The sequence below is a fragment of the Rhizobium sp. 01L419 genome (genome assembly GCF_056400025.1).
Genome location: NZ_JBFTSM010000001.1, coordinates 289,929 through 314,617 on the forward strand (window position 1 = coordinate 289,929; position 24,689 = coordinate 314,617).

The 24,689-nt window shown below is 60.0% G+C and carries 21 protein-coding genes; 5 read left to right on the forward strand and 16 right to left on the reverse strand.

Annotated features, from left to right (window positions below; translation table 11 throughout):
* Window positions 1–2: 2 nt before the first annotated feature.
* Together AC1DUP_RS01455 and AC1DUP_RS01460 are read right to left on the reverse strand one after the other, a co-directional pair.
* The gene (locus AC1DUP_RS01455) at window positions 3–1,178 is read right to left on the reverse strand and encodes a glycosyltransferase family 4 protein (RefSeq protein ID WP_477831907.1); all 1,176 of its coding nucleotides are present in this window, start codon (window positions 1,176–1,178) and stop codon (window positions 3–5) included.
* Between the two features lie 244 nt (window positions 1,179–1,422).
* Window positions 1,423–2,463, reverse strand: a complete 1,041-nt coding sequence (locus AC1DUP_RS01460; RefSeq protein ID WP_113308763.1) for a glutamine synthetase beta-grasp domain-containing protein — start codon at window positions 2,461–2,463, stop codon at window positions 1,423–1,425.
* A 423-nt stretch (window positions 2,464–2,886) separates the two neighbouring features.
* On the opposite strand from AC1DUP_RS01460, the gene AC1DUP_RS01465 reads away from it, so the two are divergent.
* Entirely contained in the window at window positions 2,887–3,075 is a 189-nt protein-coding gene (locus AC1DUP_RS01465) for a DUF2735 domain-containing protein (protein ID WP_113297498.1), read from the forward strand.
* 90 nt (window positions 3,076–3,165) lie between these two features.
* On the opposite strand, the gene AC1DUP_RS01470 is transcribed toward AC1DUP_RS01465, so the two are convergent.
* From AC1DUP_RS01470 to AC1DUP_RS01495, 6 genes are all read right to left on the reverse strand, one after another.
* Window positions 3,166–4,077: a sugar kinase gene (locus tag AC1DUP_RS01470; RefSeq protein ID WP_113297499.1), complete on the reverse strand. Its 912-nt coding sequence runs from the start codon at window positions 4,075–4,077 to the stop codon at window positions 3,166–3,168.
* Between the two features lie 114 nt (window positions 4,078–4,191).
* Complete coding sequence (locus AC1DUP_RS01475; RefSeq protein WP_113308765.1) at window positions 4,192–5,178, reverse strand: oligopeptide/dipeptide ABC transporter ATP-binding protein; 987 nt, start codon at window positions 5,176–5,178, stop codon at window positions 4,192–4,194.
* Complete coding sequence (locus AC1DUP_RS01480; RefSeq protein ID WP_113297501.1) at window positions 5,171–6,178, reverse strand: ABC transporter ATP-binding protein; 1,008 nt, start codon at window positions 6,176–6,178, stop codon at window positions 5,171–5,173. The genes AC1DUP_RS01475 and AC1DUP_RS01480 overlap by 8 nt, the downstream gene beginning before the upstream one ends.
* Before the next feature lies 1 nt (window position 6,179).
* On the reverse strand, window positions 6,180–7,097 hold the full coding sequence (locus tag AC1DUP_RS01485; RefSeq protein WP_113297502.1) for an ABC transporter permease subunit: 918 nt from the start codon (window positions 7,095–7,097) through the stop codon (window positions 6,180–6,182).
* Window positions 7,094–8,017 (reverse strand): ABC transporter permease subunit, encoded by a 924-nt coding sequence (locus tag AC1DUP_RS01490; protein WP_113308766.1) that lies wholly within the window; start codon window positions 8,015–8,017, stop codon window positions 7,094–7,096. The genes AC1DUP_RS01485 and AC1DUP_RS01490 overlap by 4 nt, the downstream gene beginning before the upstream one ends.
* A gap of 48 nt (window positions 8,018–8,065) precedes the next feature.
* Window positions 8,066–9,646, reverse strand: a complete 1,581-nt coding sequence (locus AC1DUP_RS01495; protein WP_113297504.1) for a peptide ABC transporter substrate-binding protein — start codon at window positions 9,644–9,646, stop codon at window positions 8,066–8,068.
* Between the two features lie 274 nt (window positions 9,647–9,920).
* Here AC1DUP_RS01495 and bglA point away from each other — a divergent pair, with 274 nt between their 5' ends.
* Entirely contained in the window at window positions 9,921–11,570 is a 1,650-nt protein-coding gene (gene bglA / locus AC1DUP_RS01500; protein WP_477831908.1) for a beta-galactosidase BglA, read from the forward strand.
* A 4-nt stretch (window positions 11,571–11,574) separates the two neighbouring features.
* On the opposite strand, the gene ade is transcribed toward bglA, so the two are convergent.
* Window positions 11,575–13,272: an adenine deaminase gene (gene ade, locus AC1DUP_RS01505; protein WP_477831909.1), complete on the reverse strand. Its 1,698-nt coding sequence runs from the start codon at window positions 13,270–13,272 to the stop codon at window positions 11,575–11,577.
* Window positions 13,273–13,419: 147 nt separating this feature from the next.
* On the opposite strand from ade, the gene AC1DUP_RS01510 reads away from it, so the two are divergent.
* On the forward strand, window positions 13,420–13,710 hold the full coding sequence (locus AC1DUP_RS01510; protein ID WP_162747109.1) for a TonB C-terminal domain-containing protein: 291 nt from the start codon (window positions 13,420–13,422) through the stop codon (window positions 13,708–13,710).
* 72 nt (window positions 13,711–13,782) lie between these two features.
* Here the strand turns inward: AC1DUP_RS01510 and AC1DUP_RS01515 are convergent, their stop codons facing one another.
* Entirely contained in the window at window positions 13,783–14,886 is a 1,104-nt protein-coding gene (locus tag AC1DUP_RS01515) for a branched-chain amino acid ABC transporter substrate-binding protein (RefSeq protein ID WP_113297507.1), read from the reverse strand.
* Window positions 14,887–15,509: 623 nt separating this feature from the next.
* Here AC1DUP_RS01515 and AC1DUP_RS01520 point away from each other — a divergent pair.
* Window positions 15,510–16,421 (forward strand): HD-GYP domain-containing protein, encoded by a 912-nt coding sequence (locus AC1DUP_RS01520; protein ID WP_113297509.1) that lies wholly within the window; start codon window positions 15,510–15,512, stop codon window positions 16,419–16,421.
* 71 nt (window positions 16,422–16,492) lie between these two features.
* Here the strand turns inward: AC1DUP_RS01520 and AC1DUP_RS01525 are convergent, their stop codons facing one another.
* A complete protein-coding gene (locus AC1DUP_RS01525) occupies window positions 16,493–17,551 on the reverse strand; it encodes an alpha/beta hydrolase family protein (protein WP_477831910.1) in 1,059 nt (352 codons plus the stop codon).
* A gap of 140 nt (window positions 17,552–17,691) precedes the next feature.
* On the reverse strand, window positions 17,692–19,020 hold the full coding sequence (aptA, locus tag AC1DUP_RS01530; protein ID WP_477831911.1) for an omega-aminotransferase AptA: 1,329 nt from the start codon (window positions 19,018–19,020) through the stop codon (window positions 17,692–17,694).
* A gap of 245 nt (window positions 19,021–19,265) precedes the next feature.
* Here aptA and AC1DUP_RS01535 point away from each other — a divergent pair, with 245 nt between their 5' ends.
* A complete protein-coding gene (locus tag AC1DUP_RS01535; protein ID WP_477831912.1) occupies window positions 19,266–21,239 on the forward strand; it encodes a PhoX family protein in 1,974 nt (657 codons plus the stop codon).
* 147 nt (window positions 21,240–21,386) lie between these two features.
* On the opposite strand, the gene AC1DUP_RS01540 is transcribed toward AC1DUP_RS01535, so the two are convergent.
* From AC1DUP_RS01540 to choW, 4 genes are all read right to left on the reverse strand, one after another.
* Window positions 21,387–21,704, reverse strand: coding sequence for an ArsR/SmtB family transcription factor (locus tag AC1DUP_RS01540; protein ID WP_113208129.1), 318 nt, complete (start codon window positions 21,702–21,704; stop codon window positions 21,387–21,389).
* Window positions 21,705–21,819: 115 nt separating this feature from the next.
* Window positions 21,820–22,569: a HugZ family pyridoxamine 5'-phosphate oxidase gene (locus tag AC1DUP_RS01545; protein WP_477831913.1), complete on the reverse strand. Its 750-nt coding sequence runs from the start codon at window positions 22,567–22,569 to the stop codon at window positions 21,820–21,822.
* Window positions 22,570–22,702: 133 nt separating this feature from the next.
* Window positions 22,703–23,749: a choline ABC transporter ATP-binding protein gene (gene choV / locus AC1DUP_RS01550; protein ID WP_113297514.1), complete on the reverse strand. Its 1,047-nt coding sequence runs from the start codon at window positions 23,747–23,749 to the stop codon at window positions 22,703–22,705.
* Window positions 23,746–24,600: a choline ABC transporter permease subunit gene (gene choW / locus AC1DUP_RS01555; RefSeq protein WP_113297645.1), complete on the reverse strand. Its 855-nt coding sequence runs from the start codon at window positions 24,598–24,600 to the stop codon at window positions 23,746–23,748. The genes choV and choW overlap by 4 nt, the downstream gene beginning before the upstream one ends.
* Between the last annotated feature and the right edge of the window lie 89 nt (window positions 24,601–24,689).

The window sequence follows — 24,689 nt, forward strand, 5'->3', positions numbered from 1 at the left end:
GGTCAATCCGCGGATGGAAGAGGCCCGGCAGGTTCGCCGGGCTTTCTTCTTGGAAGGGATTTGGTGGCATATTGCCATGCCTTCTTCCATTTCGGCGTGATGATGCCGTTGGCGGCGCGGATATTGTTGATGAACTGCAGTGTCGCCGCTTCCCAGGAATATTGCATGGCAAGCTCGCGCGCTTTCTCCCGCGAAGCGGACAGGGCGGCAAGGCAGGCAGTCTGCAGATTGTCGTCCAGCGCGCCGACGAGGCTTTCCTCGCCGATAATATCCAGCGGCCCGGTGACGGGATAGGCGGCGACCGGGACGCCTGATGCCAGTGCTTCCAGAATGGTGTTGCCGAACGTATCCGTCAGCGACGGGAAGACGAAAACGTCGGCCTGCGCATAGGCCTTCGCCAGATCCTCACCGAATTTCACACCGGTAAAATGCACATCCGGATAACGCTCTTCCAGCTCTGCGCGCGCCGGGCCGTCGCCGATGACCACCTTCGAACCGGGCAGGTCGAGATCGAGGAACGCCGGCAGGTTCTTTTCCAGCGCCACGCGGCCCACCGTCATGAAGATCGGGCGGGCAAGACCGAAGGGCTTTTCCTCCAGCGGCATCGGGTGGAATTGGGTGGCATCGATACCGCGGCTCCATGGCATGAGGTTTTTGATGCCTTTTGCAGAGAGCTCGCGGGCAAGGCTCGGGGTCGCGACCATGCAGCCGGCGCCACCATTGTGGAACCAGCGCACGAAAGCATAGAGCCAGCTTTCGGGGATCGGCAGCCGGGCCGAGACATATTCAGGAAAACGGGTGTGATAGCTGGTGGAGAACGGCATGCGCTTCCGCAGGCACCAGCGGCGCGCCGTCAGCCCCAGCGGGCCTTCCGTGGCGATATGGACGTAGGAAGGTTTATGCTTTCCGATCTCGCGGGCAACGCGACTGTACCAGGCGACCGACAGGCGGATCTCGGGATAGGTGGGGCAGGGGATACTTGCGAAACGCTCGGGCGTCACCATCGAGACTTCGACGCCCATCCTGGCCAGTTCGCGATTGGTGTTCTCGATGGAGCGGACGACGCCATTGACCTGTGGGTGCCAGGCATCGGTAACGATCACCAGCCGTTCGGGCACGGCTCCAGCCGCACTAGCCCAGCTTTCGCCGCTATACGAATTAGACGGACGTTGCAGCATATCCCCATTTCCATCAGCGCCGCATAGTTCTGGCAACGCGCAACCCCTGGCGGGTTTCCGGAATGGCGATTCCCGCGGCTCTATTCTGGCGGAAGTGCATGATGGAAATATTACAGCCCTGTATGAGTATTTACAGGAGCTTACAGCCGTGGTGACCGGCAATTATGTCGGCAAGTGAAAGGCGGAAAGCGAGGCGCCTTAAAAAAGAACGGCGCCGGCGGGGAGGCCGGCGCCGCAATAAAACTTAGGCTGCTGCCGAAGCGGAGCCGGAAATCGGAACTTCCGATATCGTCTTCAGAACCTGCGACGCGATCTGGTAAGGGCAGCCCTGGGAGTTCGGGCGGCGGTCTTCCAGGTAGCCACGGTAATCGTTCTTGACGAAGGAGTGCGGAACGCGGATCGAGGCGCCACGGTCGGCAACGCCGTAGGAGAACTTGTTCCACGGAGCCGTTTCGTGCTTGCCGGTCAGGCGCTTGTCGTTGTCGGGGCCGTAGACATTGATGTGGTCCATCAGGTTCTTTTCGAACTGGGCCATCAGTGCCTCGAAATAGGCCTTGCCGCCGATTTCGCGCATATACTTGGTGGAGAAGTTGCAATGCATGCCCGAGCCGTTCCAGTCGGTGTCGCCGAGCGGCTTGCAGTGATACTCGATATCAATGCCATACTTCTCGGTCAGGCGCTGCAGGAGGTAGCGCGCCATCCAGATCTGGTCGGCGGCCTTCTTGGAGCCCTTGCCGAAAATCTGGAATTCCCACTGGCCCTTGGCCACTTCGGCATTGATGCCTTCGTGGTTGATGCCGGCAGCGAGGCAGAGGTCGAGATGCTCTTCGACGATTTCGCGGGCAACCGAGCCGACGTTCGAATAGCCGACGCCGGTATAGTACGGACCCTGCGGAGCCGGGTAGCCGCTCTCCGGGAAGCCGAGCGGACGGCCGTTTTCGTAGAAGAAATATTCCTGTTCGAAGCCGAACCAGGCATCTTCGTCATCAAGGATCGTTGCACGAGCGTTGCTTGCATGCGGCGTGACGCCGTCCGGCATCATGACTTCGCACATGACGAGCACGCCGTTGGTGCGGGCCGGATCGGGATAGATGGCAACCGGCTTCAGCACGCAATCCGAGCTGCGGCCTTCGGCCTGCATCGTCGACGAACCATCGAAGCCCCAAAGCGGGAGCTGTTCGAGTGTCGGGAAATTATCGAATTCCTTGACCTGTGTCTTGCCACGCAGGTTCGGTACCGGGGTGTAACCGTCGAGCCAAATATACTCGAGCTTATACTTTGTCATCTGCGACTCTCTCTGCTGCGAACTGAACCCTGCGGCGGTAGACGCAAGAGTGCGTCGTCCCGTCAGGGATTGCCTATGCAAATGCACGTAGCGTGCCAGTTCGGTGAGCCGACATAAAAAATTTACGAATCACGAGGCCGAGCCGGTTTTCGGTACGACGCCGTACGAGGGAGGTCAAAGCCGGTTCATCTCTATTGGCCTTTCAGGCCGCCATTTTCGGCTTGGAACCAGAGCCGAAGTCGGGCGTTCGGAGAAATGGATGAAGTTTTAGACAATTCAGAGCCGGCTTTATCGGAAAATGCTGCATAAACGGTCCGCGACGGCAATGCTGCCGATATTTTGTGCAATTTGCATAAACTATGTGCATTGTGCTACTGTAGCGACCGTAAATGTTGATAGGCCGAGCTGAAGAAAGGCTATCTCATGGCAATCGGTTTCCATCGCGAATCCGCGACGATCTATCAGTTTCCCATCAGGGCCGTTCAGGCGCCGAACCGCTTCGAGCGTTTTCGGATGATGGAGCGTGAGGCTGCCGATGTGTGCGATGCGCTCGACAGCTGCTGGTATCACGATGAGGCCGTTCGGACCGACGACAAGAAGCCCAATTCCTGATCTGACGATCGACATGAATGACCGCTGAGGCGGGGGCGAGCCTGCGCGTGGCTGCTTGAGAAGCAACATGCGCAGGCTTCAATCAGATGATCAGAGGCCGAGCTTTTCCTTCGGCACCAGTGCGCCATGCTCGCTCACAACGCGGGCGGCGATCTTCGCTCCAAAGCGGGCGGCTGCCGGGGCATCCCGGTTTTCGAGATAGTGCGCAAGAAAAGCGCCGTTGAAGCTGTCGCCGGCGCTGGTCGTGTCGACGACCGTGTCCACCTTTTCCGCAGGCACATAGGTTTGCTCGTTGGCGAAGCTCAGCGTTGCGCCTTCCGCACCATTCTTGACGACGACATGCGAGGCGCCGAGTCCGCGATAGCGTTCAATGGTGGCTTCGATGGAGGCATCGCCGAAATGGGCAGCCTCGTCGTCGAAGCTCGGCATAACGAGCGAAGAGGCACGCCCGCCTTCACTGATCGTCGCGTGCATGACGTCGTAGCTCGACCAGAGGCGAGGGCGGATGTTCGGGTCGAAGACAACGAACTTGCCGACTGCCTTGGCACGGCGGATTTCCGCAAGCAGCGTCTCGGCGTCGTCATGGGACAGGATAGCTAGCGTGATGCCGGAGAAGTAGACCACCTCGGCGCTTTCCACCGCCTCACGCAGCTGGTCCGGATCGGCGGCCAAGCTGCGCGCAGCCGAGTTGTCGCGCCAGTAGCTGAAGGAGCGTTCGCCGTTCCTCAGATTGATCATGTAGAGACCGGGCGTCTTGCCCTTGATGCGGCAGATGAGGTCCGTGCCTATGCCGGCCTTGTCCATGAAGGCGACCATTTCGTCCGACATCGGATCATCGCCGAGCGCGGTGAAATAATCGACCGACCAGGCGGGCGGCAGGCAGGCACGGGCATACCATGCGGTGTTGAAAGTATCGCCGGCAAAGCCTTTGCGCAGCAGGCCTTCACCCGCCTGCGAGAGCTCCACCATGCATTCGCCGATCGACAGAAACCGTCCGCTCAAGCTTTCCTCCCGGATTTTTTCTGCTCTTGCGGATACGCGAAGAGGCCGGAGGAGACAAGTCAAGGAGAGTTGAAAGTCCATCGCCCCGGTGCCGGGGCGATGGCGAATATCAGATCAGGACTCATCCATATGGTAGCAGGCGGCCGTCTGGCCGGGGCGGACGAGTTCCGTCGGCGGCATTTCCGTGCGACAGATATTCGTCGCCTTCCAGCAGCGCGGCGAGAAGACGCAGCCTTTTGGCGGATTGAGTGGCGAGGGTGGATCTCCCTGCAGGCGGATACGGCTACGCTGACGCGCAAGCTTCGGATCGGGGATCGGAGCCGCCGAGAAGAGTGCCTGCGTGTAGGGATGTGCCGGATGTTCGAAGACCGTGGCGCAATCGCCGGCTTCGACCACCTTGCCGAGATAAAGAACCAGCACGTCGTCCGAAATCAGGCGCACGACCGAGAGGTCGTGGCTGATGAAGATCAGCGTCAGCCCGAACTCCTTGCGCAGCTTGCGGAGCAGCGTGATGACCTGGCCCTGGATCGATACGTCGAGAGCCGAGACCGGCTCGTCGCAGATGATGAGTTTCGGCCGGGTGACGACAGCGCGGGCAATGCCGATACGCTGAGCCTGACCGCCCGAGAATTCGTGCGGGTAGCGATTGATCATCTCGGGCACGAGGCCGACGGCCGTCATGATCTCGCGCACGCGCTCAAGCCTCTGAGCCCTGTTCAGCTTCGGCTCGAAGACGGTGAGCGGTTCGGCAATGATATCGCCGACTGTCATACGCGGGTCGAGTGACGCGATCGGATCCTGGAAGATGATCTGCATGTCGCGGCGTGCGGCGCGCATTTCCTCATCCGAGAGATCGAGAAGGTTGCGGCCCTGCCAGAGGATCCGGCCTTTCTGTGCCTTCAGAAGACGCAGGATCGAGCGGCCGAGCGTGGATTTGCCGCAGCCGGATTCGCCCACAATGCCAAGCGTGCGGCCTTCGGCGAGATCGAAGCTGACATTGTTGACGGCGGTCAGCATCAGCGGCGGTTTGAAGAAGGATTTCGAGGGGATCTCGAACTGGGTCGTCAGGTTCTCGACCCTCAGAAGCGAGCGCTCAGCCATGGATCAGCAACTCCTCGCGGCGGGGGAAGGGATGGAAGCAGGCGGCGCAATGGTTTGCCCCTTGCTGCTGAAGTTGCGGCGGACGGTCGATACAATCGTCCTGAACCTGCGAACAGCGCGGCGAGAAATTGCAGCCCTTCGGCAGATGCTGCAGGTTCGGCGGACGGCCGGGAATGACGACGAGGTCGTCGACATCCTGGTCAGGGCGCGGGATCGAAGCGTGCAAGGCTGCTGTATAGGGGTGGGCCGGGTTCTCGAAGAGCTCGTCAACAGGAGCTTCCTCGACGATACGGCCGGCATACATGACGGCCACCCTGTCTGCGAGACCGGCGACGACGCCGAGGTCGTGGGTGATCATCAGGAGTGCGGTGTTCATCTCCGCCGTCAGATCGTTGAAGAGATCGAGGATCTGCGCCTGGATGGTGACGTCGAGCGCTGTTGTCGGCTCGTCGGCGATCAGCAGTTTCGGTTTGGTGAGCAGCGCCATGGCAATGACGATGCGCTGCCGCATGCCGCCCGAAAGTTCATGCGGATACAGGCCGAAACGGCGCGTGGGATCAGGAATGCCGACGCGCTTCAGCATGTCGAGTGCCTCTGCGGATGCCGCCCTGGCGGTAAAGCCACGATGGATCTCAAGCTGTTCCGTCAGTTGCCGGGAAATCCGGAGCGACGGATTAAGCGCAGTCATCGGATCCTGGAAGACCATGGCCATGTCCTTGCCGCGGACACGGTCGAGTTCGCGCGGCTTCAGCGCCAGCACGTTCTTGCCTTCCAGCAAGGCCTGGCCGGTCGTTTTGCCGTTCTTGGCAAGCAGGCCCATGATGCCGAGGAAGGTCTGGCTCTTGCCGGAACCGGATTCGCCGACGATGGCGATGCGCTCGCCGCGGCGAACCGTCAGGTTCATGTTCGAGACCGCCTTCACCTGCCCTTCGGGCGTCTCGAAGGTGATCGAGTAGTCCTTCAGTTCGAGAAGGGTATCGTTCTGTTTTTCCTGAGACATCTTATCGATCCTTCGGGTCGAATGCATCGCGCAGCCCGTCGCCGATAAACAGCAGGCTGAGCAGCAGGGCCACGAGGAAGCTTGCCGGGAAAACCAGCAGCCAGGGCATGCTTTCCATGGCATCGGTGCCTTCGGCAATCAGGGTGCCGAGCGAGGTCAGCGGTTCCTGAACGCCAAAGCCGAGATAGGAGAGGAAACTCTCGGTCGCGATGATCTCAGGCACGGTCAACGCCGCGAAGATGACGACGGGGCCGACGAGGTTAGGGATGATGTGCTTGGTGATGATCTTGAAAGGCTTCTGACCCGAGGCGCGGGCAGCTTCCACGAATTCGCGGTGCTTGAGCGACAGGGTCTGACCGCGCACGATGCGGGCCATGGTCAGCCATTCGAGTGCGCCGATCGCTGCAAAGAGCAGGTAGACGTTGCGGCCGAAGATCACCATCAGCAGGATGACGAAGAGGATGTAGGGAAGTGCGTACATGATATCGACGAAGCGCATCATGATGGCATCCAGCCTGCCGCCGATATAACCGGATACCGCACCGTAGAGCACGCCGATGACCACGGAGACGAGGGTTGCCGTCAGCGCCACGGCAAGCGAAATGCGCGTGCCGTAGAGCACACGCGCAAGCAGGTCGCGGCCGTTCGGGTCGGTGCCGAAATAGTGGCCGTTTTCGAAGGAGGGTGGGGCGCGGAAGGCGGCCCAATCAGGGTCTTCATAGCTGAAGGGAATGAAGTTCGGGCCAAGGAAGGCGGCAAGGATCAGCACCACCAGAACGCCGATGGAGATGACTGCCGCCTTGTTGCGAGAGAGGCGGCGCAGCGCATCCTTAGTTAGAGAGCGGCCTTCCGGAGACAGACCTTCGGCCTCCAGCAGTTCGGCTGCGAGCAGCTCTCTTTTCGCGGGATTGAGGATCATCTGTTTCTCACTTTCGGGTCCAGCCAGGCATAGGCGATGTCGACCAGAAGGTTCAGGAACACGATCAGCACCATGTAGAAGATGACCGTACCGAGAACCATGCCGTAATCGCGGTTCAGCGCTGCGTTGACGAAATAGCGGCCGATGCCGGGCAATCCGAAGATGCTTTCGACAACCAGCGAGCCGGTGAGAAGGTAACTTGCCGCCGGTCCCAGATAGGAAACGACAGGCATCAGGGCGGGCTTCAGCGCGTGGCGCATTACCGTCAGGCGCGGGCCAATGCCCTTGGCCTTGGCGGTACGGATGAAGTTCTGGTTCATGACCTCGATCATCGAGCCGCGGGTGATACGCGAGATGCGGCCCGCATGTGGCAGGGCCAGAACGACGATGGGCAGGACGAGGTACTTGATCGAGCCGTCACCCCAGCCGCCGACCGGAAACCACGCGAGATGGATGCCGAAGACGAGTTGCATGATGGGCGCGATCAGGAAGTTCGGCAGGACGACGCCCACCAGAATGAGGGCACTCAGAATATAGTCCGGTGCCTTGTTCTGATAGAGCGCCCCAAGACAGCCGACAGCAATGCCAACAATGATGGCAATCAGGAACGCAGCCGTGCCGATGGTGAAAGTGTAGGGCAGGCCGATCATGATCTGCTGGGCGACGGTAAAGTCCTCGCTTGCGAAGGAGGGGCCGAGGTCGCCTTTCAGCAGGTCGCCAACGTAGATCAGGTACTGCTGAACAAGCGGCTTATCCAGATTGTAGTGGATCGCAAGGTTTTTCAGGATCACCGGCGGCAATGGCCTTTCGCCATCGAAGGGGCCGCCGGGAGCAAGGCGCAAAACGAAAAAGCAGGCTGTGACGGCGATCCACAGGACGGGGATCGTCGACAGCAATCGACGGAGTGCATATTTGATCATGGGCGTGGAACGGCTCTTTCCGGGCCTGCCGGAAAGAGCCTTTCATCCTTATTCTTTGATGGACAGCCAGCGCGTGCGGTGGATGTCCTGAACGTTGTCGACGAAGCCTTCGATCTTAGGCGAGACGACGTTCTTGGAGACGTAGTAATAGATCGGCAGCGCGGCGGTATCGTCCAGCGCGAGCTGTTCGGCCTTCTTGAAGATCTCGGCGCGCTTCGTCAGATCGGTCTGAGCGTTGCCCTCCTTGATCAACTTGTCGTAATCGGCATTCGACCAGCGACCGTAGTTCATCTGGACGCCCGTCACGAGAAGGTTCAGGAAGTTGTCCGGGTCATTGTAGTCGGCAAGCCAGCCGGCACGGCCGATCTGCACTTCACCGCGCTGCAACTGATCGTAGTGGACCTTCGTTTCAGCGTTGACGAGTTCGACGTTTACGCCAAGCGGCTTCCACATGGAGGCGATCGCGACGGCGATGCGCTTATGGTTGTCGTTGGTGTTGTACTTGAGCTCGGTGGTCAGCGGATGATCCGGACCGAAACCGGCTTCCTTCAGCAGCTTTTTGGCTTCTTCGACCTTGTCCTTGTAAGGGAGATCCTTCCAGGAGACGTAGGCAGGTTCGCCGTAGTTTGCCGTGCCCGGCGGGACCCAGGAATAGGCCGGCAGTTCGCCGGTGCCGAGGATCTGCGGGCCGATGACTTCGCGGTTGATCGCCATGGACAGAGCCTGGCGCACGCGCTTGTCGCTGAAGGGGGGCTTCGTCGAGTTGATGACGTAGTAGTAGAGGCCGGAGAAGGGGGCGACATGCGCCTGGCCCGGCAGGTTCTTCTTCATCCATTCGTACTGGTCGGTCGGGAAGTCGGTGAGGATGTCGAATTCGCCCGCGCGGTAGCGCTTCAGCGCAGCTTCCTGGTCTTCAAGAACGAAGAACTTTGCGCCGTCGATCTTGATATCCTTGGCGCCGTAGTACTGATCGTTCCTGACGGTCGTGACGTGCGAACCGGGGACCCACTCGGTCGGCTTGTACGGACCGTTGGTGACGATATTGCCGATCTTGACCCAGTCCTGACCCTTGGCTTCGACGACATGCTTCGGCAGCGGATAGGCCGTGTAGTGCATCAGGGCGTTGATGAAATAGGGGGTCGGGTTCTCGAGGGTGATCTCAAGCGTCTTGTCGTCGATCGCCTTGACGCCGAGCTCGTTCAGATCGGTGATCTCGCCCTTGTTGATCTTTTCAGCATTCTTGATGGTGAACTGCAGATAGGCATAGTCGGCAGCATTCTTCGGGTCGATGAGGCGCTGGAGGGCGAAGACGAAGTCGCCGGCCGTTACCGGCTGGCCGTCGGACCACTTGATGCCATCACGCAGCTTGAAGGTGTAGACCTTGCCATCGGGGGAAATGGTCCAGCTTTCGGCCTGGCCAGGGATCGGATTATCCTTGGCATCTTCGGTGACGAGGCCTTCGAAGATATCGCCGGCAATGCGGTTTTCCCAGTCGCCGGAGAGCTTTTGCGGATCCAGCGAAGTGGGGTCGCCACCATTATGGATGTTCAGCGTGGCTGCGTGGGCCGAAAACGCGAGCAATGAGCCAACCATTGCAGACGCGAGAAATTTTTTCGTAAAAAAGGACATTATGGGTCCACCTTTCTAGGCTTTTCGCCTCTTCTTTAGTCATTTGTTCCCGGTTAGACCTGTTACGTGCAGGTCAACGGCACCTTAACGCAAAGGTTTGGCGTTGCAACCCCTAAACCGGTGGGTAGCATTAGGGTGTGGACAAGCCTATAAGCGTCTCCCTTTTGCCGGATCGCGACGGCCTGTATTCGTTGCCAAATAAGTCATCGCGCTGTTGTTTTTTGCCGCACCGTCTTTAGTGTTGCGGTCGAAATGAAGCAGGAGACGGCGGTCGATGGCATTGCAGACAGACGGGAATGCGGATTGGTGGCGCGGCGCGGTGATCTATCAGGTCTATCCGCGCTCGTTTCAGGATACGAACGGCGACGGGCTCGGAGATATCAAGGGGATAACCCGGCGCTTGCCACATATTGCCAGCCTCGGCGTTGACGCCATCTGGCTTTCTCCCTTCTTCAAATCGCCCATGGCCGACATGGGCTATGACGTCTCCGATTATTGCGACGTCGACCCGATTTTCGGCACGCTCGACGATTTCGACGCGATGATGGCAGAAGCCCACAGGCTCGGCATAAAGGTCATCATCGACCAGGTGATTTCCCATACATCCGACCGGCATCCATGGTTTGTGCAAAGCCGTTCCAGCCGCACGAACGACAAGGCCGACTGGTATGTCTGGGCCGACCCAAAGCCCGACGGGACGGCGCCGAACAACTGGCTGTCGATCTTCGGCGGGCCTGGCTGGGAATGGGACGGCGTGCGCCGGCAATATTACCAGCATAACTTCCTGACCTCGCAGCCGGACCTGAACTTCCACAGCAAACGGGTGCAAGATGCGCTGCTGCAAACCGTAAAATTCTGGCTCGACCGCGGCGTGGACGGTTTTCGGCTGGATACCGTGAATTATTACTTCTGCGACAAGCAACTCCGAGACAATCCGCCGCATGAGCCAGACCCGGATCAGCCCGGCCTCGATGCGCCCGACAGCAATCCCTATGGCATGCAGAACCATCTTTACGACAAGACGCAGCCGGAGAACCTCGAATTCCTCAAGCGCTTCCGTGCATTGCTCGACCAGTACGAGGGGCGCACGACCGTCGGCGAAGTGGGCGACGGTGCGCGCTCGCTGAAGACCGTTGCGGCCTATACGACCGGCGGCGACAAGCTGCATATGTGCTACACCTTCGACCTGCTTGGTCCGGACTTCACGGCAGATCATATCCGCGGCTGTGTCGAGAGCTTCCAGCGCATGGTGAAGGACGGCTGGGTCTGCTGGGCTTTCTCCAATCACGACGTCAACCGCCATGTCAGCCGTTTCGCGCTGACGGAAGACGAACGTCCGGTTATCGCCAAGCTGGCAATTTCGGTGCTGGCAGCACTTCGCGGTTCGATTTGCCTCTATCAGGGCGAGGAGCTGGGGCTGCCGGAGGCGGAGCTTGCCTTCGAAGACCTGCGCGACCCCTATGGTATTCGCTTCTGGCCGGCCTTCAAGGGCCGCGACGGATGCCGCACGCCGATGCCATGGGAAGCCGGCAAGGCGCACGCCGGTTTCACCAGCGCCGAGAAGAGTTGGCTGCCGGTGCCCTATGAGCAGGCAGCGCTGTCCGTGGACACGCAGGAAAACAGCGACAGTTCCGTCCTGCATCATTATCGGCGCACGCTGGAATTCCGCAAAAGTCAGCCGGTGCTGCTCGACGGCAGCATGGAATTTGTCGGCAGCAATCAGGATCTGCTCGCCTTTATCAGAGAGAAGGGCGGGGAGAAGCTGCTCTTCGTCTTCAACCTGACGCGCGAGCCAGCGGAGTTCCGTCTCCCTGCCGGCATGTCGTTAGGCGAACCGCTGAACATGCCGGGGTTCAAGGCTGTTTCGCGCGATCATGCGGTCAAGCTCGGCGTGCTCGACGCTTTCTGCGCCCGTATCGTCTGAGTGATCAGCCGATCAGCATAAAGCGATCGACATCAACCATTCCCTTGTCCGAGATCTTCAAGTGCGGGATCACGGGCAGGGGCAGGAAGGCGACCTGCAGGAAGGGTTCTTCCAGCGTCGTGCCAAGGGCGTAGGCGGCCTTGCGCAGATGATGCAGCGTGTCGCGCACCACCTCATAGGGCTCCAGGCTCATCAGGCCGGCGACAGGCAGCGCGATTTCGCCGGTAACCTTGCCGTCTTCGACGACCACGAAGCCGCCCTTGATCTCGCCAAGACGGTTAGCGGCGAGTGCCATGTCGTCCTCGCTGACGCCGACGACACAGATATTGTGGCTGTCGTGGCCGACCGTTGAAGCAATCGCGCCTTTCTTCAATCCAAAACCCTGCACGAAGCCGTTGGCGTGATTACCGTTCTTGCCGTGCCGCTCGATGACGGCGACCTTGATGATATCGTTGCCGAGATCGACGGTGGTCTGGTTGCCCCTGGCCGGCAGGCGGTAGCGACGATGCTCGGTGATGATCTTGCCCGGCATGACGCCGATGACCGGCGTTTCACCTTCGGCGACCGGTACGCCGAAATGGGCCGCATTGACCGGCCGTGCCTTGACGCTGTCGAGGCCGACAGGCGAGACGGGCTTGCGGGTGGCAAAGAGCGCGTCGGTGACGTGGCGGCCGGCCGAGAAGACGATCTCTGCCCGGCAATTCTCCAGGCTGTCGATAACGGCGAGGTCTGCCCTCCAGCCGGGGGCAATGAGGCCGCGGTCACGCAGGCCGAAGGCGCGGGCGGCGGAGATCGAGGCGGCCCGGTAGATTGCCAGTGGCTCGACGCCGGCAGCGATCGCCGTGCGGATCATGTAGTCGAGATGGCCCTGCTCGGCGATATCGAGCGGGTTGCGGTCATCGGTGCAGAGCGCGAGGTATGGCGAGAGGCGTTCAGTGATGATGGGCATCAGGGCGTGTAGGTCCTTAGAGACCGAGCCCTCGCGCACGAGGATATGCATGCCCTTGCGGATTTTCTCCAGTGCTTCGGTGGCACTCGTGCATTCATGCTCGGTGCGGATGCCGGTGGAGAGATAGCCGTTCAGATCATTACCTGAGAGCAGCGGCGCATGCCCATCGATATGGTCACCCTGGAAAGCATCGAGCTTTGCCATGCAGACGGGATCCTTGTGGATCACGCCGGGGAAATTCATGAACTCGGCAAGGCCGATGACCTTGGGATGGTTGCGATAGGGCAGAAGGCTTTCGACCGGCAGATCGGCGCCTGATGTTTCCAGATGTGTAGCCGGTACGCAGGAGGAAAGCTGGACGCGGATATCCATGATCGTTTCCAGCGCCGAAGCGAGGAAATATTCGATGCCTTCCTTGCCGAGCACATTGGCGATCTCATGGGGGTCGCAGATCACGGTCGTCACGCCATAAGGCAGGACGCAGYGGTCGAATTCATGCGGCGTGACGAGCGAGGATTCGATGTGTAGATGCGTGTCGATGAAGCCCGGAACGACGATCCTGCCGGAAACATCGATCTCGGTCTCGCCGCTATAGTTGCCGCAGGTGCCGACGATGCGGTCGCCGCAGATTGCGATATCAGACTGGATAAGCTCACCCGTCACGAGATCGAAGAAGTGCCCGCCTTTCAGCACGATATCGGCCGGTATGCGACCCACACCCTGATCGATGAGACGTTCGAGCTTGGCGGTCATGGTCTTCACCTTCTTCAACTGATTTCTGCTGCTGGCGCAGGATGCCGGAAAAACTTCCCGGTTGTATTTCGGGCTACTTTCGCCTGCAGATCGGCAATGCTAATGACGCGAGCATACAGATGCGAAGTTCCAACTCAAGGCCATGATATGAAAGCAATTATTTCAGCTGCTTGTGTAGTCGTGCTTCTCTTGAATAGCTGTTCAACGGTGGCTTTGGTCAAGCTTGAGACTGACAAGAACGGCCGAGTGAGCCAAGTTACAGTGAAGCAATCAAGTGGAAACACCGACTATGATGAGTATCTGAAGCGCCTGGCGATCAAAAACTTCCACAACAAGGTTCCGCGGCCAGCTTCCAACGGCGTTTACGTTCAACCCTTGGTCATCGAATACAATACGCTGAAAGATTATGTTGGAGGCGGTCCCAAGCTGCCAGAGTGACGGTGTCTTCGCATGGCAAATAGAAATCGGGCGCCGTGAGGCGCCCGATCCCGTTGTCAGCACTGTTGCCACTTACTCGGCAGCGACGATCTTGCCGCCTTCCCACTTGTAGAGTGAGAAGCTCTGCGAGGAGAGGTCGCCGGTTTCGCCGTAGGTGAGCTTGCCGATGACTGTCGGGATCTGGTCGCCGCCCTTCAGGGCAGCCGCGACGGCTTCCGCATCTTCGGCGCTGCCGGCCTTTTCGATGCCGGCCTTCAGCACTTCGACGGCAGCATAGGCGTTCAGCGTGAAGGCTTCGGCCGGGATATTCTTGGCGGCGAGCGCATCGGCAGCGACCTTGGAGTCCGGGCTCTTGGTGGCGTCGGAGGCGTTGGTGAACAGTGTGCCGGCTGCCGCATCCGTGCCGATCGTCCAGAACTCGGTGTTGGAGAGACCGTCACCGCCGATGATCTGGGCATTCACCGAGAGGTCATGGAGCTGGCGGGCGAGCAGGCCGCCTTCCGGGTGGTAACCGCCGAAGTAGACGAGATCAACCTTCTCGGCCTTGATGCGGGTGGTCAGGGCGGAAAAGTCCTTGTCGCCGGGCGTTATGGAGTCGTTGATGACTTCGGTGATGCCGCCGGCATTCAGCGTTGCCTTGAAGGCATCGGCGAGGCCCTTACCATAAGCGCCCTTGTCGTTGATGATGGCGACGCGCTTGTCCTTGAAATGCTCAAGAACGTATTTGGCGGCGACTTCGGCCTGCTGGTCGTCGCGGCCGCAGGTGCGCAGAACATTGGTCAGCCCACGCTTGGTGAGGTCAGGCGCGGTTGCAGTCGGAGTGACCATCAGTACGCCATTTTCGGCCAGAACGTCGGAGACCGGGATAGCAACGCCAGACGTGACCGGGCCGACGACGAAGCGGATGCCGTCGCCGACAACCTTGTTCGCGGCGGAAACGCCCTGCTTCGGTTCGCCAGCGTCGTCAGCCAGTTCGAGCACGACCTTCTCGCCGAGAATGCCGCCGCTCTTGTTGATTTCGTCGACGGCGGTCTGCGCGCCGTTCTTTACCTGGTCGCCATAGGCTGCCACCGGGCCGGTCAGCGGCGCGATGAGACCGATGGTGATATCCGCATGCGCGAGCGGCGCAAATGCCAGCGAGGCAACGAGCGTCGCCGTCAGAGTCTTCAGAGTCATGGTCTGTCTCCTTGGGTTGGGGTCGTCTTCGACCACCGGTTGTTTGCCGCGCAGGCCGTTCCTTTGTCAGCGATCCTTTTGGGAGCGTGCCAAGGACGAGGAAAAGCTGCGCGATCAATGAACCTCGCGGCCATGTTTGGCTCGCCCGGCGCATGGCAAGATTTCTAGAAATTTCGGTGGGATTCCGCAAGATGATAACAAGATAGGGTTTGTTTTCGCCCGATATGGAAAGATTGCGCCCGATTTTTTGATTTTTCAGTCCATTTCCCGCAATTTTCGGTCTGCCTCATCTCGATCGTTCACAGGCTTGGCGTGGCCGTGTCACGGCAGTCACAACCTGCGACCATCAGGCGATGTTCTCTGATAGGGTGCTTTCAGTCTTATGTGACTTGCGGCTTTTGCAGAAAGCCGAAGCGGATCTTCTTCGACAGAACATATCGATGGCCGCGGATAAGCAGATATCTGGAAATTTCGCCAACGATCCTTGTTGTAGATCATGTATTCACGCCAATTAACAATTGATTCTAAGAGTCCTAGTATAACTATTATTTCCTAGTGTTTTGTTGCATTGCAATAAAATATTCGATTTGTCGAGGCAGGGATATAGCGGGACAGATATCTGGATGCTCAAGCGTATTGAAGCCAGGCAGGTGCGGACCGGAATGTTTATCGAGATGGTCGAGGGCATCTGGCACGATCCTCTTCTGTCTCGGCGACGGTTCTTACTGCGGCGCGAGAGCGATACGCTGAAGCTTAATGATTGCGCTAACACGGCCGTCGTGATCAACACCACCAAGGGCCTCGATGTCAGGGACGCCTCTCGCAAGCTCGAGATCGACGTCAAGGCGGCGCGCGAGACCATTCAGAAATCCGTGGAGGTGCTGGAGAACGTCTTCGGCCGGCTGCAGGGCGGGGACGGGATCACTGTCGATCAGGTCGAGCCGGTCATTTCATCCGTTTCGAAATCGATGGATGACCATCCTGCCGTCTTCATCAGTGTTACCAGGCTGAAGTCCAAGGACGAGGTGACTTTCATCCATTCACTCTCGGTCAGTGCCTTGATGATCCTTTTCAGCCGCCATCTCGGACTGGACGAGAAAGTGGTGCAGACGCTCGGCACGGCAGGGCTGTTGCACGATGTCGGCAAGCTCGAAATTCCGCTTGAAGTGCTCAACAAGGAAGGACGCCTGAACGAAGCCGAGATCCAGTTGATCCGTGACCATCCGGAAAAGGGGCATGCGATCCTGTCGCGTCAGGAGGGCATGTCCGAAATCGTTCTTGACGTCTGCCTCAATCATCATGAACGGATCGACGGCAAGGGTTATCCGCGCAAGCTGTCCCACGGCGAGATCAGCCTTCACGCGCGCCTTGCCGCGATCTGCGATGTCTATGACGCCGTTACGTCAGCGCGCCCCTACAAGGCCCCTTGGAGCGCGAAGGAGGCACTGACCTGGATGTTGGCGAATGAGGGCCATTTCGACCGCCGGCTCGTCAAAAAATTCGCCCTCTGCTTGTCGATTGCCTCCGTTTCCTGAGGCAATTCGTTTTCATGACAGGTGCCTGCGGGAATCTGGTCCGCCGCAAGCGCTGGAGCTGAGGAGCCGCGCTATTGTCGAGGGAGCGCCGTTCCCAGGAAATCCGTGACCATGCTGGCAACCTGCCGATGAATCATTCCTCGATCCGCGCCGATACCGTCTCGGCAGACGATGCTTTCGCCTGGCGCCTCTTTCTCGATCAACTCGGCGGCGCCGGGCTTGCAAGGCTGCATGAAGCTGAAATGCAGCGATCCCGGGATAAGGCTGTATTTGGTGGTCGCTGGCGGCAGATAGCGGGCTACGTAGCCTGAATCCTTGTTGGTGGCGGCTATGTCCGCCCTGGTTGCCGTGTCCGCGTCGACATCTGCCGCAGCGCCCAGCACCATGATGGGGATATGGACTGCCGCGAGGCTCGCTGGTGTCAGCCCACGACCGGGTCCGAGATCGAGTGACACGACGGCACGGATTCTCGGATCGCTGAGATCGGCGGCCAGCGCAGCACTGGAGGAGGCATCGCGCCCGATGCCCAGTGCGTCGAATATCCTGCAATAGAGCTGGCCGAAGTCAGCCATGCAATTCTTCGTCACAACAGCCGCATCGAAACGACCGCCTGCCAGTTCGACGACCGTCCAGCCGCCGAGCGAATGGCCGATCGCGGCAATCCGATCGGATGCCACGCCGCCCGTCAGATCCGTATTGTCGAGCAGAGCATCGATCGTGCGGCTGAGATCGCCGGGGCGCCTCCATAATTCGACAGCGTCAGACTTCCGCATATCGAATGTGGTCGTGCCGGGATGATCGGGTGCAGCGACGACATAGCCTGCGTGCACGAGATCGGCGGCGAGCCAGGCGAGGTTGCGCCAGCTTCCGCCATAGCCATGGGAGAGCACGACCAACGGATGTGGGCCGGGCACGGGTTCGGCATCCCTGATGACGGGCTGGCCGATAAAGGCCGGCGTTTCGCCCAGAAGGACTGGGGCGGCATCTGATGCCGTCGGATACCAGATGCTGACATGGACGGGACGATCGGTGTTTTTGCCGGGCAGGGTGATTTCACGGAAGCCGGTTCCGGCATGTGCTGCCGATACCAGCAGCAGGAGCAGGGGGAGAATAAAGACAAGTCTTGGCATGGGATCTCCATTGGGTTGGTTTGCCCTGTCTGGAGGAAATCCCTGACACCGGAGACCGATAACGCGATCAAGGTCGCCGACATCAAAAGAAAAGGCGAGGCCGGAGCCTCGCCCTTGAATTCAAGTCGGGACTATCGAGATCAGATGTTGTTCTGCAGGATCGTACGCAGCTTGCCGAAGAGCTCGTCGATGTGCTTCTTCTCGATGATCAACGGCGGGGAGAGCGCGATGATGTCGCCTGTCGTGCGGATCAAAAGTCCGCTTTCGTAAGCCTTGAGGAAGGCCGTGAAGGCGCGCTTGGTCGGCTCACCGGCGATCGGGTCGAGTTCGATCGCGCCGATAAGGCCGGTATTTCTGATGTCGATGACATTGGGGCAATCCTTCAGCGAGTGCAGCGCATCGGCCCAGTAGTCGGAAAGCTCGGCTGCGCGGGTCAGCAGGCCTTCTTCCTTGTAGGTGTCGAGCGTCGCGAGTGCTGCGGCCGAGGCGATCGGGTTCCCGGAATAGGTATAGCCGTGGAAGAACTCGATCATGTGCTCGGGGCCGTTCATGAAGGCATCATGGATTTCCGAGGTCACGAAGACGGCGCCCATCGGGATGACGCCGTTGGTCAGGCCCTTGGCGGTGACCATGATATCGGGCTTCACGTCGTAATACTGGGCGGCAAAGGGAGCGCCCAAACGACCGAAACCGGTGATGACTTCGTCGAAGATCAGCAGAATGCCGTGCTTGGTGCAGATTTCGCGCAGCTTCTGCAGATAACCCTTCGGCGGAATGAGAACGCCGGTGGAGCCGGCGACCGGCTCGACGATGACGGCAGCGACCGTGGAAGCGTCATGCAGGGTAACGATGCGCTCGAGTTCGGTGGCGATATCGCCGCCATGCTCGGGTTCGCCGCGGGTGAAGTTGTTCTTGCCGGGCAGGTGGGTGTGCGGCATGTGGTCAACGCCGGTCAGCAGCGTGCCGAACATCTTGCGATTGGTGACGATGCCGCCGACTGAGATGCCGCCGAAGTTGACGCCGTGATAGCCACGCTCGCGGCCGATCAGGCGGAAGCGTGAGCCATTGCCCTGCACGCGATGATAGGCGAGCGCCACCTTGAGCGCCGTTTCCACCGATTCAGAACCGGAATTGGTGAAGAGGACGTGATCCAGGCCATCAGGCGCGATGTCGACCAGGCGGTTGGCAAGCTCGAAAGCCTTGGGATGGCCGAGCTGGAAGGCCGGGGCGTAATCGAGTTCGCCCGCCTGCTCGCTGATCGCCTCCGTGATCTTCGGACGGCAGTGGCCGGCATTCACGCACCAGAGGCCAGCCGTACCGTCCAGAACCTCGCGGCCGTCATGGGTCTTGTAGTACATGTCCTTCGCGCTCACGAAGAGGCGCGGTTCCTTCTTGAACTGGCGGTTCGCGGTAAAGGGCATCCAAAAGGCGCGAAGGTCGTTTGGCGTTGCATTCAGGCGGTTGGACATGCTGTTCTCCTGGCGGTCGGGGAGGTCGGTCCCGTTCAAGGCTTTGCGCCGTTTATTTTTACTGCCCGGTCAAATTATCAGCGCCCGGCAAGGCGTCAAGCCGGAGAAGCGCCGCCTCTGCCGTTCCCGGACACTCGAGCGTCATCAATCCTTCGCCCGGCATTGCTACAAAAATCGATGGCCGCAATGGCCAAGGACGTTTCATTCATTTCCTTGAAATTCAACCACTTTTACCGGAGGTAGTCATGACGGACCGCCAGAAAACCAGGCCGCGCCCAAATCCGCGGCGTGCATTTGCGCCGAGCTACGGCACCATTCTCGAAGAAGGCGTTCGTCGCCGTGCCGTTCTCAAGGGCTTCATTGCAGCCATGGGGGCGGCCGCTTTTGCGCCGGCGCTCGAAGCAACGAAGGCAGAAGCTGCGGATTCGACGCTTACTTTCCCCGAACTGAAGCGCGTGCGCGACACCGCCGATCACTGGCCTGATGGTTACGAGCGCCAGATCCTCGTGCGCTGGGGTGACGCTCTCTTTGCCGACAGCCCGGAATTCGATGTCGCCAAGCTCGACGGCAAAGCCGCCGAGCGCCAGTTCGGCTACAATAACGACTTCACGCAGTTCCTGCCGCTGCCGTGGGGTGAGAAGAGCTCCGATCACGGCCTGCTGGTCGTCAGTCATGAATATGCGACGCCCTTTCTGATGTTTCCGGGTCTGACAGCGGACAACTACCGCGAGAAAATGACCGAGGATCAGATCCGGGCCGTCATGGCGGCTGTCGGCGTCTCTGTTTTGGAAGTGCGCAAGGACGGCAACCAATGGCAGGTGGTCAAGGACGGAAAGTATAACCGCCGCATCCACATGAGCACGGAAATCGGCATTTCCGGCCCGGCGACGGGTGACGACCGTCTCAAGACGAAGGCTGATCCGACCGGTACCGTCGTTTTCGGCACGATCTCGAACTGCAATGGCGGCATCACGCCCTGGGGCACGATGCTCTCTGGCGAAGAAGGCGCAATGGACGTCTTTGCCGGCGACTATAAAAAACTGCCGAACCAGGAACTGGTCGAACGCCAGGGCTGGGACGAGGATGAGAACGACATCTATTCCGTCAGCCGCGTCGAGCCGCGCTTCAAGTTCGAGGAAGAGCCGAACGAGTGGATGCGCTTCGACTGGGTGGTCGAAATCGATCCGTTCGATCCCTCGGCAAAGCCGGTCAAGCGCACGTCGCTCGGCCGCATGACGCACGAGGGTGCGCAATGTTGCGTCGCCCCCGATGGCCGCGTCGTGGTCTTCATGGGTGATGATGACGATTTCGAATATATCTACCGCTTCGTCACCCGCGACCCGTGGAACCCTAGCGATCGCGCCGCCAACAAGGATCTGCTCGACCATGGCACGCTGTCGGTCGCCAAGTTCGAAAGCGACGGCACGATGCGCTGGATCCCGCTGATCGCCGGCGAAGGCCCGCTGACGGCGGAAGCCGGCTTCAGGACGCAGGCCGACGTCGTTCTCGCCACGCGCACTGCAGCGGACTTGGTTGCTGCTACGCCGATGGACGGCCCGGAAGGCTTCATTCCGCATCTCGGCACCGGCAAACTCTATGTCGCCATGACCGAGAACGAGGATCGCCTGCCGAAGGGCCAGGGTGACGACGAGAAGGAACAGGTCAACGTCGCCAATCCGCGTGGCCCCAACCCGCATGGACATCTGCTGGAACTGGTGGCTCCCGGCGGTCCGGACAAGCCGGACTACGCAGCCGAGAGCTTCAAATGGGATGTCTTCGTTCTCTGCGGCGATCCGGCCAAGCCCGAAGACCAGGCGATGTTCCATCCGGCGACCACCTCGGCCGGCTGGTTCACCGACCCCGATAACCTGGCTGTCGATCCGGCAGGCCGCCTTTGGGTGACCACCGACGGTCCGCCGCCAGAAGGCATTGCCGATTCCGTCTATGTGATGGATACGGAAGGTCCGGGGCGCGCCCTGCCGAAGCTCATCTATATCGCGCCTGTCGGTTCGGAGACTTGCTCGCCGACCTTCACTTCCGACGGCTCCAGCGTATTCCTCTCGGTCCAGCATCCGGGCGAATTGCGCATGGCCGACAACGAGGACGCAACCTCGATGGAAGATGCCGGCACCAACTGGCCGGACTTCAAGCCGGGCGTGCCGGCCCGTCCGTCGCTCGTCGTGCTGACACGCGGCAATAACGGAGTGGTGGGCAGCTAACCCTGCCTTGTCTCAATCAAACGAGACCGGCAACTCTTGCGAGTTGCCGGTCTCTAAGCTTGGCGTGCTGAAAAATAGCACAAGCGGCGTCCGCGGAAATAATTCCTTCGGGACGCTGCTCAGGCTGACGTCATGTCAGCACTGACATCAGGCTGCAGACCTGCTCCGGTTCTGCGTCACGTAGATATCCTCGAGTGTTGCGAGGATTTTCATGACTGGCTCGGAGTTGCTTGAATAGTAGATCGTCTGTGCATCACGACGGGTCTTGACCAGCTTCTGAGCGCGCAATTTCGACAGATGCTGGGAGAGGGCCGACTGGCTCAGGCCGACCTGGGTGGCGAGAACGCCGACAGGCACTTCTCCCTTTACCAGGCTGGTGAGGATCAGCAAACGCTTGGGGTTGGCCATGGCCGATAATAAAGCTGCCGCCACATTGGTGTGCTCGGCCAAATCAGAGGTTTCCATATTTCTTCTTCCTAATGCGAAACGTACATCATCCGTACAGGCACAGGCCGTCAGACGGTTATTTGACTGACGGCGAAAACTAGCAATTGGGCTTGAAGATTGTATATACCTAAATTTAAGGTATCAGGTATGCTATTTTAGATATGTTTGAACAAATGTGATCTAAATCCTCTGCGGGTATATCGAACTCGTAACGCAACAATAAGTCACCTGAAATCATATCAAAACCTGACGAATCTACCCCACATATGCGCCAGGGGCCTGCTTCAGGTGCCTTCAGCCGCGATGTCAGCGCTAACATCAGGTCCGGATGGCGCGCTACTAAATCTTGCACTGGAGCGTCAGCTTTTTCAGCGATGTCGTCATTTGCCTGGGAGTGAATCACAAGATCGCTGCCGTCCAAAATGTAGGCACGGCCGAAGCCGCCATTGAGGCTGGCCGATTGCGGGATGAGGCGGAAGAAACGGAAATCCGGGAAATCGATATAGAGTTTCGCCTTGGCGTGGCGATCGAGGAAACGGGTGCGGATGCGCGCGTGGAGGAGCGTGTCCCGCTCCACCTGTTCTGCGCGGCATTGGGTCGTCAGGCGGGCATAGGCGAGTGGATCGCCCTTGCCGGGCTCGCCGGTCAGGAGCGAGGCCCTGACATCGGCGGCGAGCGCTTTCGTGTGGGTCGAGAGCGCGGAAACAAGGATAACGGGCACGCCGTCTATGTCGGTGCCGAGAAGAACCCGGCTTGCGAAGGGAAAGCCGGTTTCAGGATCGAGAACGGCAAGGGCCGCATAGCGGGCGGAGCGCAACAGGGTGCGCGCCAGCTTGCGGGCCTCATCGTCGGTTTCGCGAAGCGTAGAGGACGGTTCTTTCATACCCGCGTTGTGGCAAAGCGGAGTTAAAGGATCAAGTCTAAAGTATCCGTTTTGATCGAGCGGCTTTTGGCGACCATATTCGCTTTCGCGTGCAGTTATCGCAAAGACCGCTGCACACTTTTGCGCGACATGCTTATTCCTTCCGCTTGTGCCGCGTGAGGCCGGTCACGACATCCTGCGCTGAGATCGTGCCGACGATCTGGCCGTTGTCGACCACGCCGATGCTGCCGGGCTGGCGGGCGAGGGCGTCGAGGATATCGACAAGCGGCGTCGTGGGGCGCGCGGTGGCGCTGACCGACATGCCGATTGCCGCATCGCCAAGCCCGGGCTGCATGACGTCGGAGGCCATCAGCATGTTGATCGGGTTCATGTTCTGCACGAAATCGGCGACATACTGATCGGCGGGGTTCTTGACGATCTCCTGCGGTGTTCCGCACTGGATGATCCGCCCGCCTTCCATGATGGCGATGCGATTGCCGATGCGGAAGGCCTCGTCGAGATCGTGGCTGACGAAGAGGATGGTCTTCTTCAGCCGCCGCTGGAATTCCAGCAACTCGTCCTGCAGTCGCGTGCGGATCAGCGGATCGAGCGCGGAGAACGGCTCGTCCATCAGCAGGATCGGGGCGCCGGTGGCGAAGGCGCGCGCAAGGCCGACGCGCTGTTGCATGCCGCCCGAGAGCTCATTGACCTTGCGGTCGGCCCATTTCGTCAGGTTGACGAGTTCGAGTTGCTCGCCGACCCGGCTCTTGCGCTCGGCCTCCCGCACGCCCGAGAGCTCGAGGCCGAAACCGACATTCTCGGCAACGGTACGCCAGGGCAGCAGGGCGAACTGCTGGAACACCATGGAGACGGTGTGGGTGCGCAGGTCGCGGAGCGCCCTGGCATTGCATCTATAGGGGTTAACGGGGCCGGTGGCGGCCGAGACCGCCACATCGCCGCGCACGACGGGGGCAAGCCCGTTGACGGCGCGCAGCAGCGTCGATTTGCCCGAGCCGGAAAGGCCCATCAACACCAGGATCTCACCCTCTTCGATCGACAGCGAGGCATTGGCCACGCCGAGCACCATGCCGGTCTCGGCGCCGATCTCGTCGCGGGATTTGCCCTGGTCGACCATGGCAAGCGCTGCTTCCGGCCGGGCGCCGAAGATGATGCTCACGTCCTTGAAATTGACTGCGGTCATGCGCCGTCTCCTTCGTCGGCTGTCCGGAACATGCGGTCGAGGATGATCGCCAGGATGACGATGCAGAGACCCGCTTCAAAGCCTTTCGCGACATTGACGGTGTTCAGCGCACGCACGACGGGCACGCCGAGACCATCAGCGCCGACGAGGGCGGCGATGACGACCATCGATAGCGAAAGCATGATGGTCTGGGTGAGGCCTGCCATGATCTGCGGCGTCGCGAAGGGAAGCTCGACCTTGCTCAGCACCTGGGTCGGCGTCGCACCGAAGGCGACGGCGGCTTCAACGAGAGAGGGCGGTGTCGAGATGATGCCGAGACGCGTCAGCCGGATCGGGGCGGGGATTGCAAAGATGACGGTCGCGATCAGCCCCGGCACCATGCCGAGGCCGAAAAGGATGAGCGCCGGAATGAGGTAAACGAATGTCGGAATGGTCTGCATCAGGTCGAGCACAGGACGCATGGCTGAATAGACCCAGGCGCGGCGGGCAGCCGCGATGCCGAGCGGAATGCCGATCACCATGCTGACGAAGGTGGAGGCGAGCACGAGGGCGAGCGTCTCCGTCGTCTCCTTCCAGTATCCCTGGTTCATGATGAGCAGCAGCCCAAGGCAGGTGAAGAGGGTGATGGCAATCGACCGGCGCAGCCAGAAGGCGAGGGCGGCGATCGCGGCGATAACGATCAGCGGGTGCGGCCGCTGCAGCACGAAGAGCAGGCCGTCGATGACGTGCGACAGCAGGGAGGCCAGCCGGTCGAAAAACCATTCGCCGTTCGAGGTCAGCCAGTCGACGAAGGACTTTGCCCATTCGCCGATGCGGATCTTGCCGTTGTCGTCAACGAGCCAGTTGAAAATCCAGTTCACGTCGCGCGCCTGTCCGTTGAGAGCGGTATAGGGATGAACATGAAAACGGGACGGCGAGCCGCCCCGTCCCGTTCATTTCA

Bases quoted from the DNA above. Each gene is read 5' to 3' on its own strand.
- AC1DUP_RS01455 (WP_477831907.1), bottom strand. From the start codon at position 1,178: ATGCTGCAACGTCCGTCTAATTCGTATAGCGGCGAAAGCTGGGCTAGT.
- AC1DUP_RS01460 (WP_113308763.1), bottom strand. From the start codon at position 2,463: ATGACAAAGTATAAGCTCGAGTATATTTGGCTCGACGGTTACACCCCG.
- AC1DUP_RS01465 (WP_113297498.1), top strand. From the start codon at position 2,887: ATGGCAATCGGTTTCCATCGCGAATCCGCGACGATCTATCAGTTTCCC.
- AC1DUP_RS01475 (WP_113308765.1), bottom strand. From the start codon at position 5,178: ATGGCTGAGCGCTCGCTTCTGAGGGTCGAGAACCTGACGACCCAGTTC.
- AC1DUP_RS01480 (WP_113297501.1), bottom strand. From the start codon at position 6,178: ATGTCTCAGGAAAAACAGAACGATACCCTTCTCGAACTGAAGGACTAC.
- AC1DUP_RS01485 (WP_113297502.1), bottom strand. From the start codon at position 7,097: ATGATCCTCAATCCCGCGAAAAGAGAGCTGCTCGCAGCCGAACTGCTG.
- AC1DUP_RS01490 (WP_113308766.1), bottom strand. From the start codon at position 8,017: ATGATCAAATATGCACTCCGTCGATTGCTGTCGACGATCCCCGTCCTG.
- AC1DUP_RS01495 (WP_113297504.1), bottom strand. From the start codon at position 9,646: ATGTCCTTTTTTACGAAAAAATTTCTCGCGTCTGCAATGGTTGGCTCA.
- bglA (WP_477831908.1), top strand. From the start codon at position 9,921: ATGGCATTGCAGACAGACGGGAATGCGGATTGGTGGCGCGGCGCGGTG.
- AC1DUP_RS01510 (WP_162747109.1), top strand. From the start codon at position 13,420: ATGAAAGCAATTATTTCAGCTGCTTGTGTAGTCGTGCTTCTCTTGAAT.
- AC1DUP_RS01515 (WP_113297507.1), bottom strand. From the start codon at position 14,886: ATGACTCTGAAGACTCTGACGGCGACGCTCGTTGCCTCGCTGGCATTT.
- AC1DUP_RS01520 (WP_113297509.1), top strand. From the start codon at position 15,510: ATGCTCAAGCGTATTGAAGCCAGGCAGGTGCGGACCGGAATGTTTATC.
- AC1DUP_RS01525 (WP_477831910.1), bottom strand. From the start codon at position 17,551: ATGCCAAGACTTGTCTTTATTCTCCCCCTGCTCCTGCTGCTGGTATCG.
- aptA (WP_477831911.1), bottom strand. From the start codon at position 19,020: ATGTCCAACCGCCTGAATGCAACGCCAAACGACCTTCGCGCCTTTTGG.
- AC1DUP_RS01535 (WP_477831912.1), top strand. From the start codon at position 19,266: ATGACGGACCGCCAGAAAACCAGGCCGCGCCCAAATCCGCGGCGTGCA.
- AC1DUP_RS01540 (WP_113208129.1), bottom strand. From the start codon at position 21,704: ATGGAAACCTCTGATTTGGCCGAGCACACCAATGTGGCGGCAGCTTTA.
- AC1DUP_RS01545 (WP_477831913.1), bottom strand. From the start codon at position 22,569: ATGAAAGAACCGTCCTCTACGCTTCGCGAAACCGACGATGAGGCCCGC.
- choV (WP_113297514.1), bottom strand. From the start codon at position 23,749: ATGACCGCAGTCAATTTCAAGGACGTGAGCATCATCTTCGGCGCCCGG.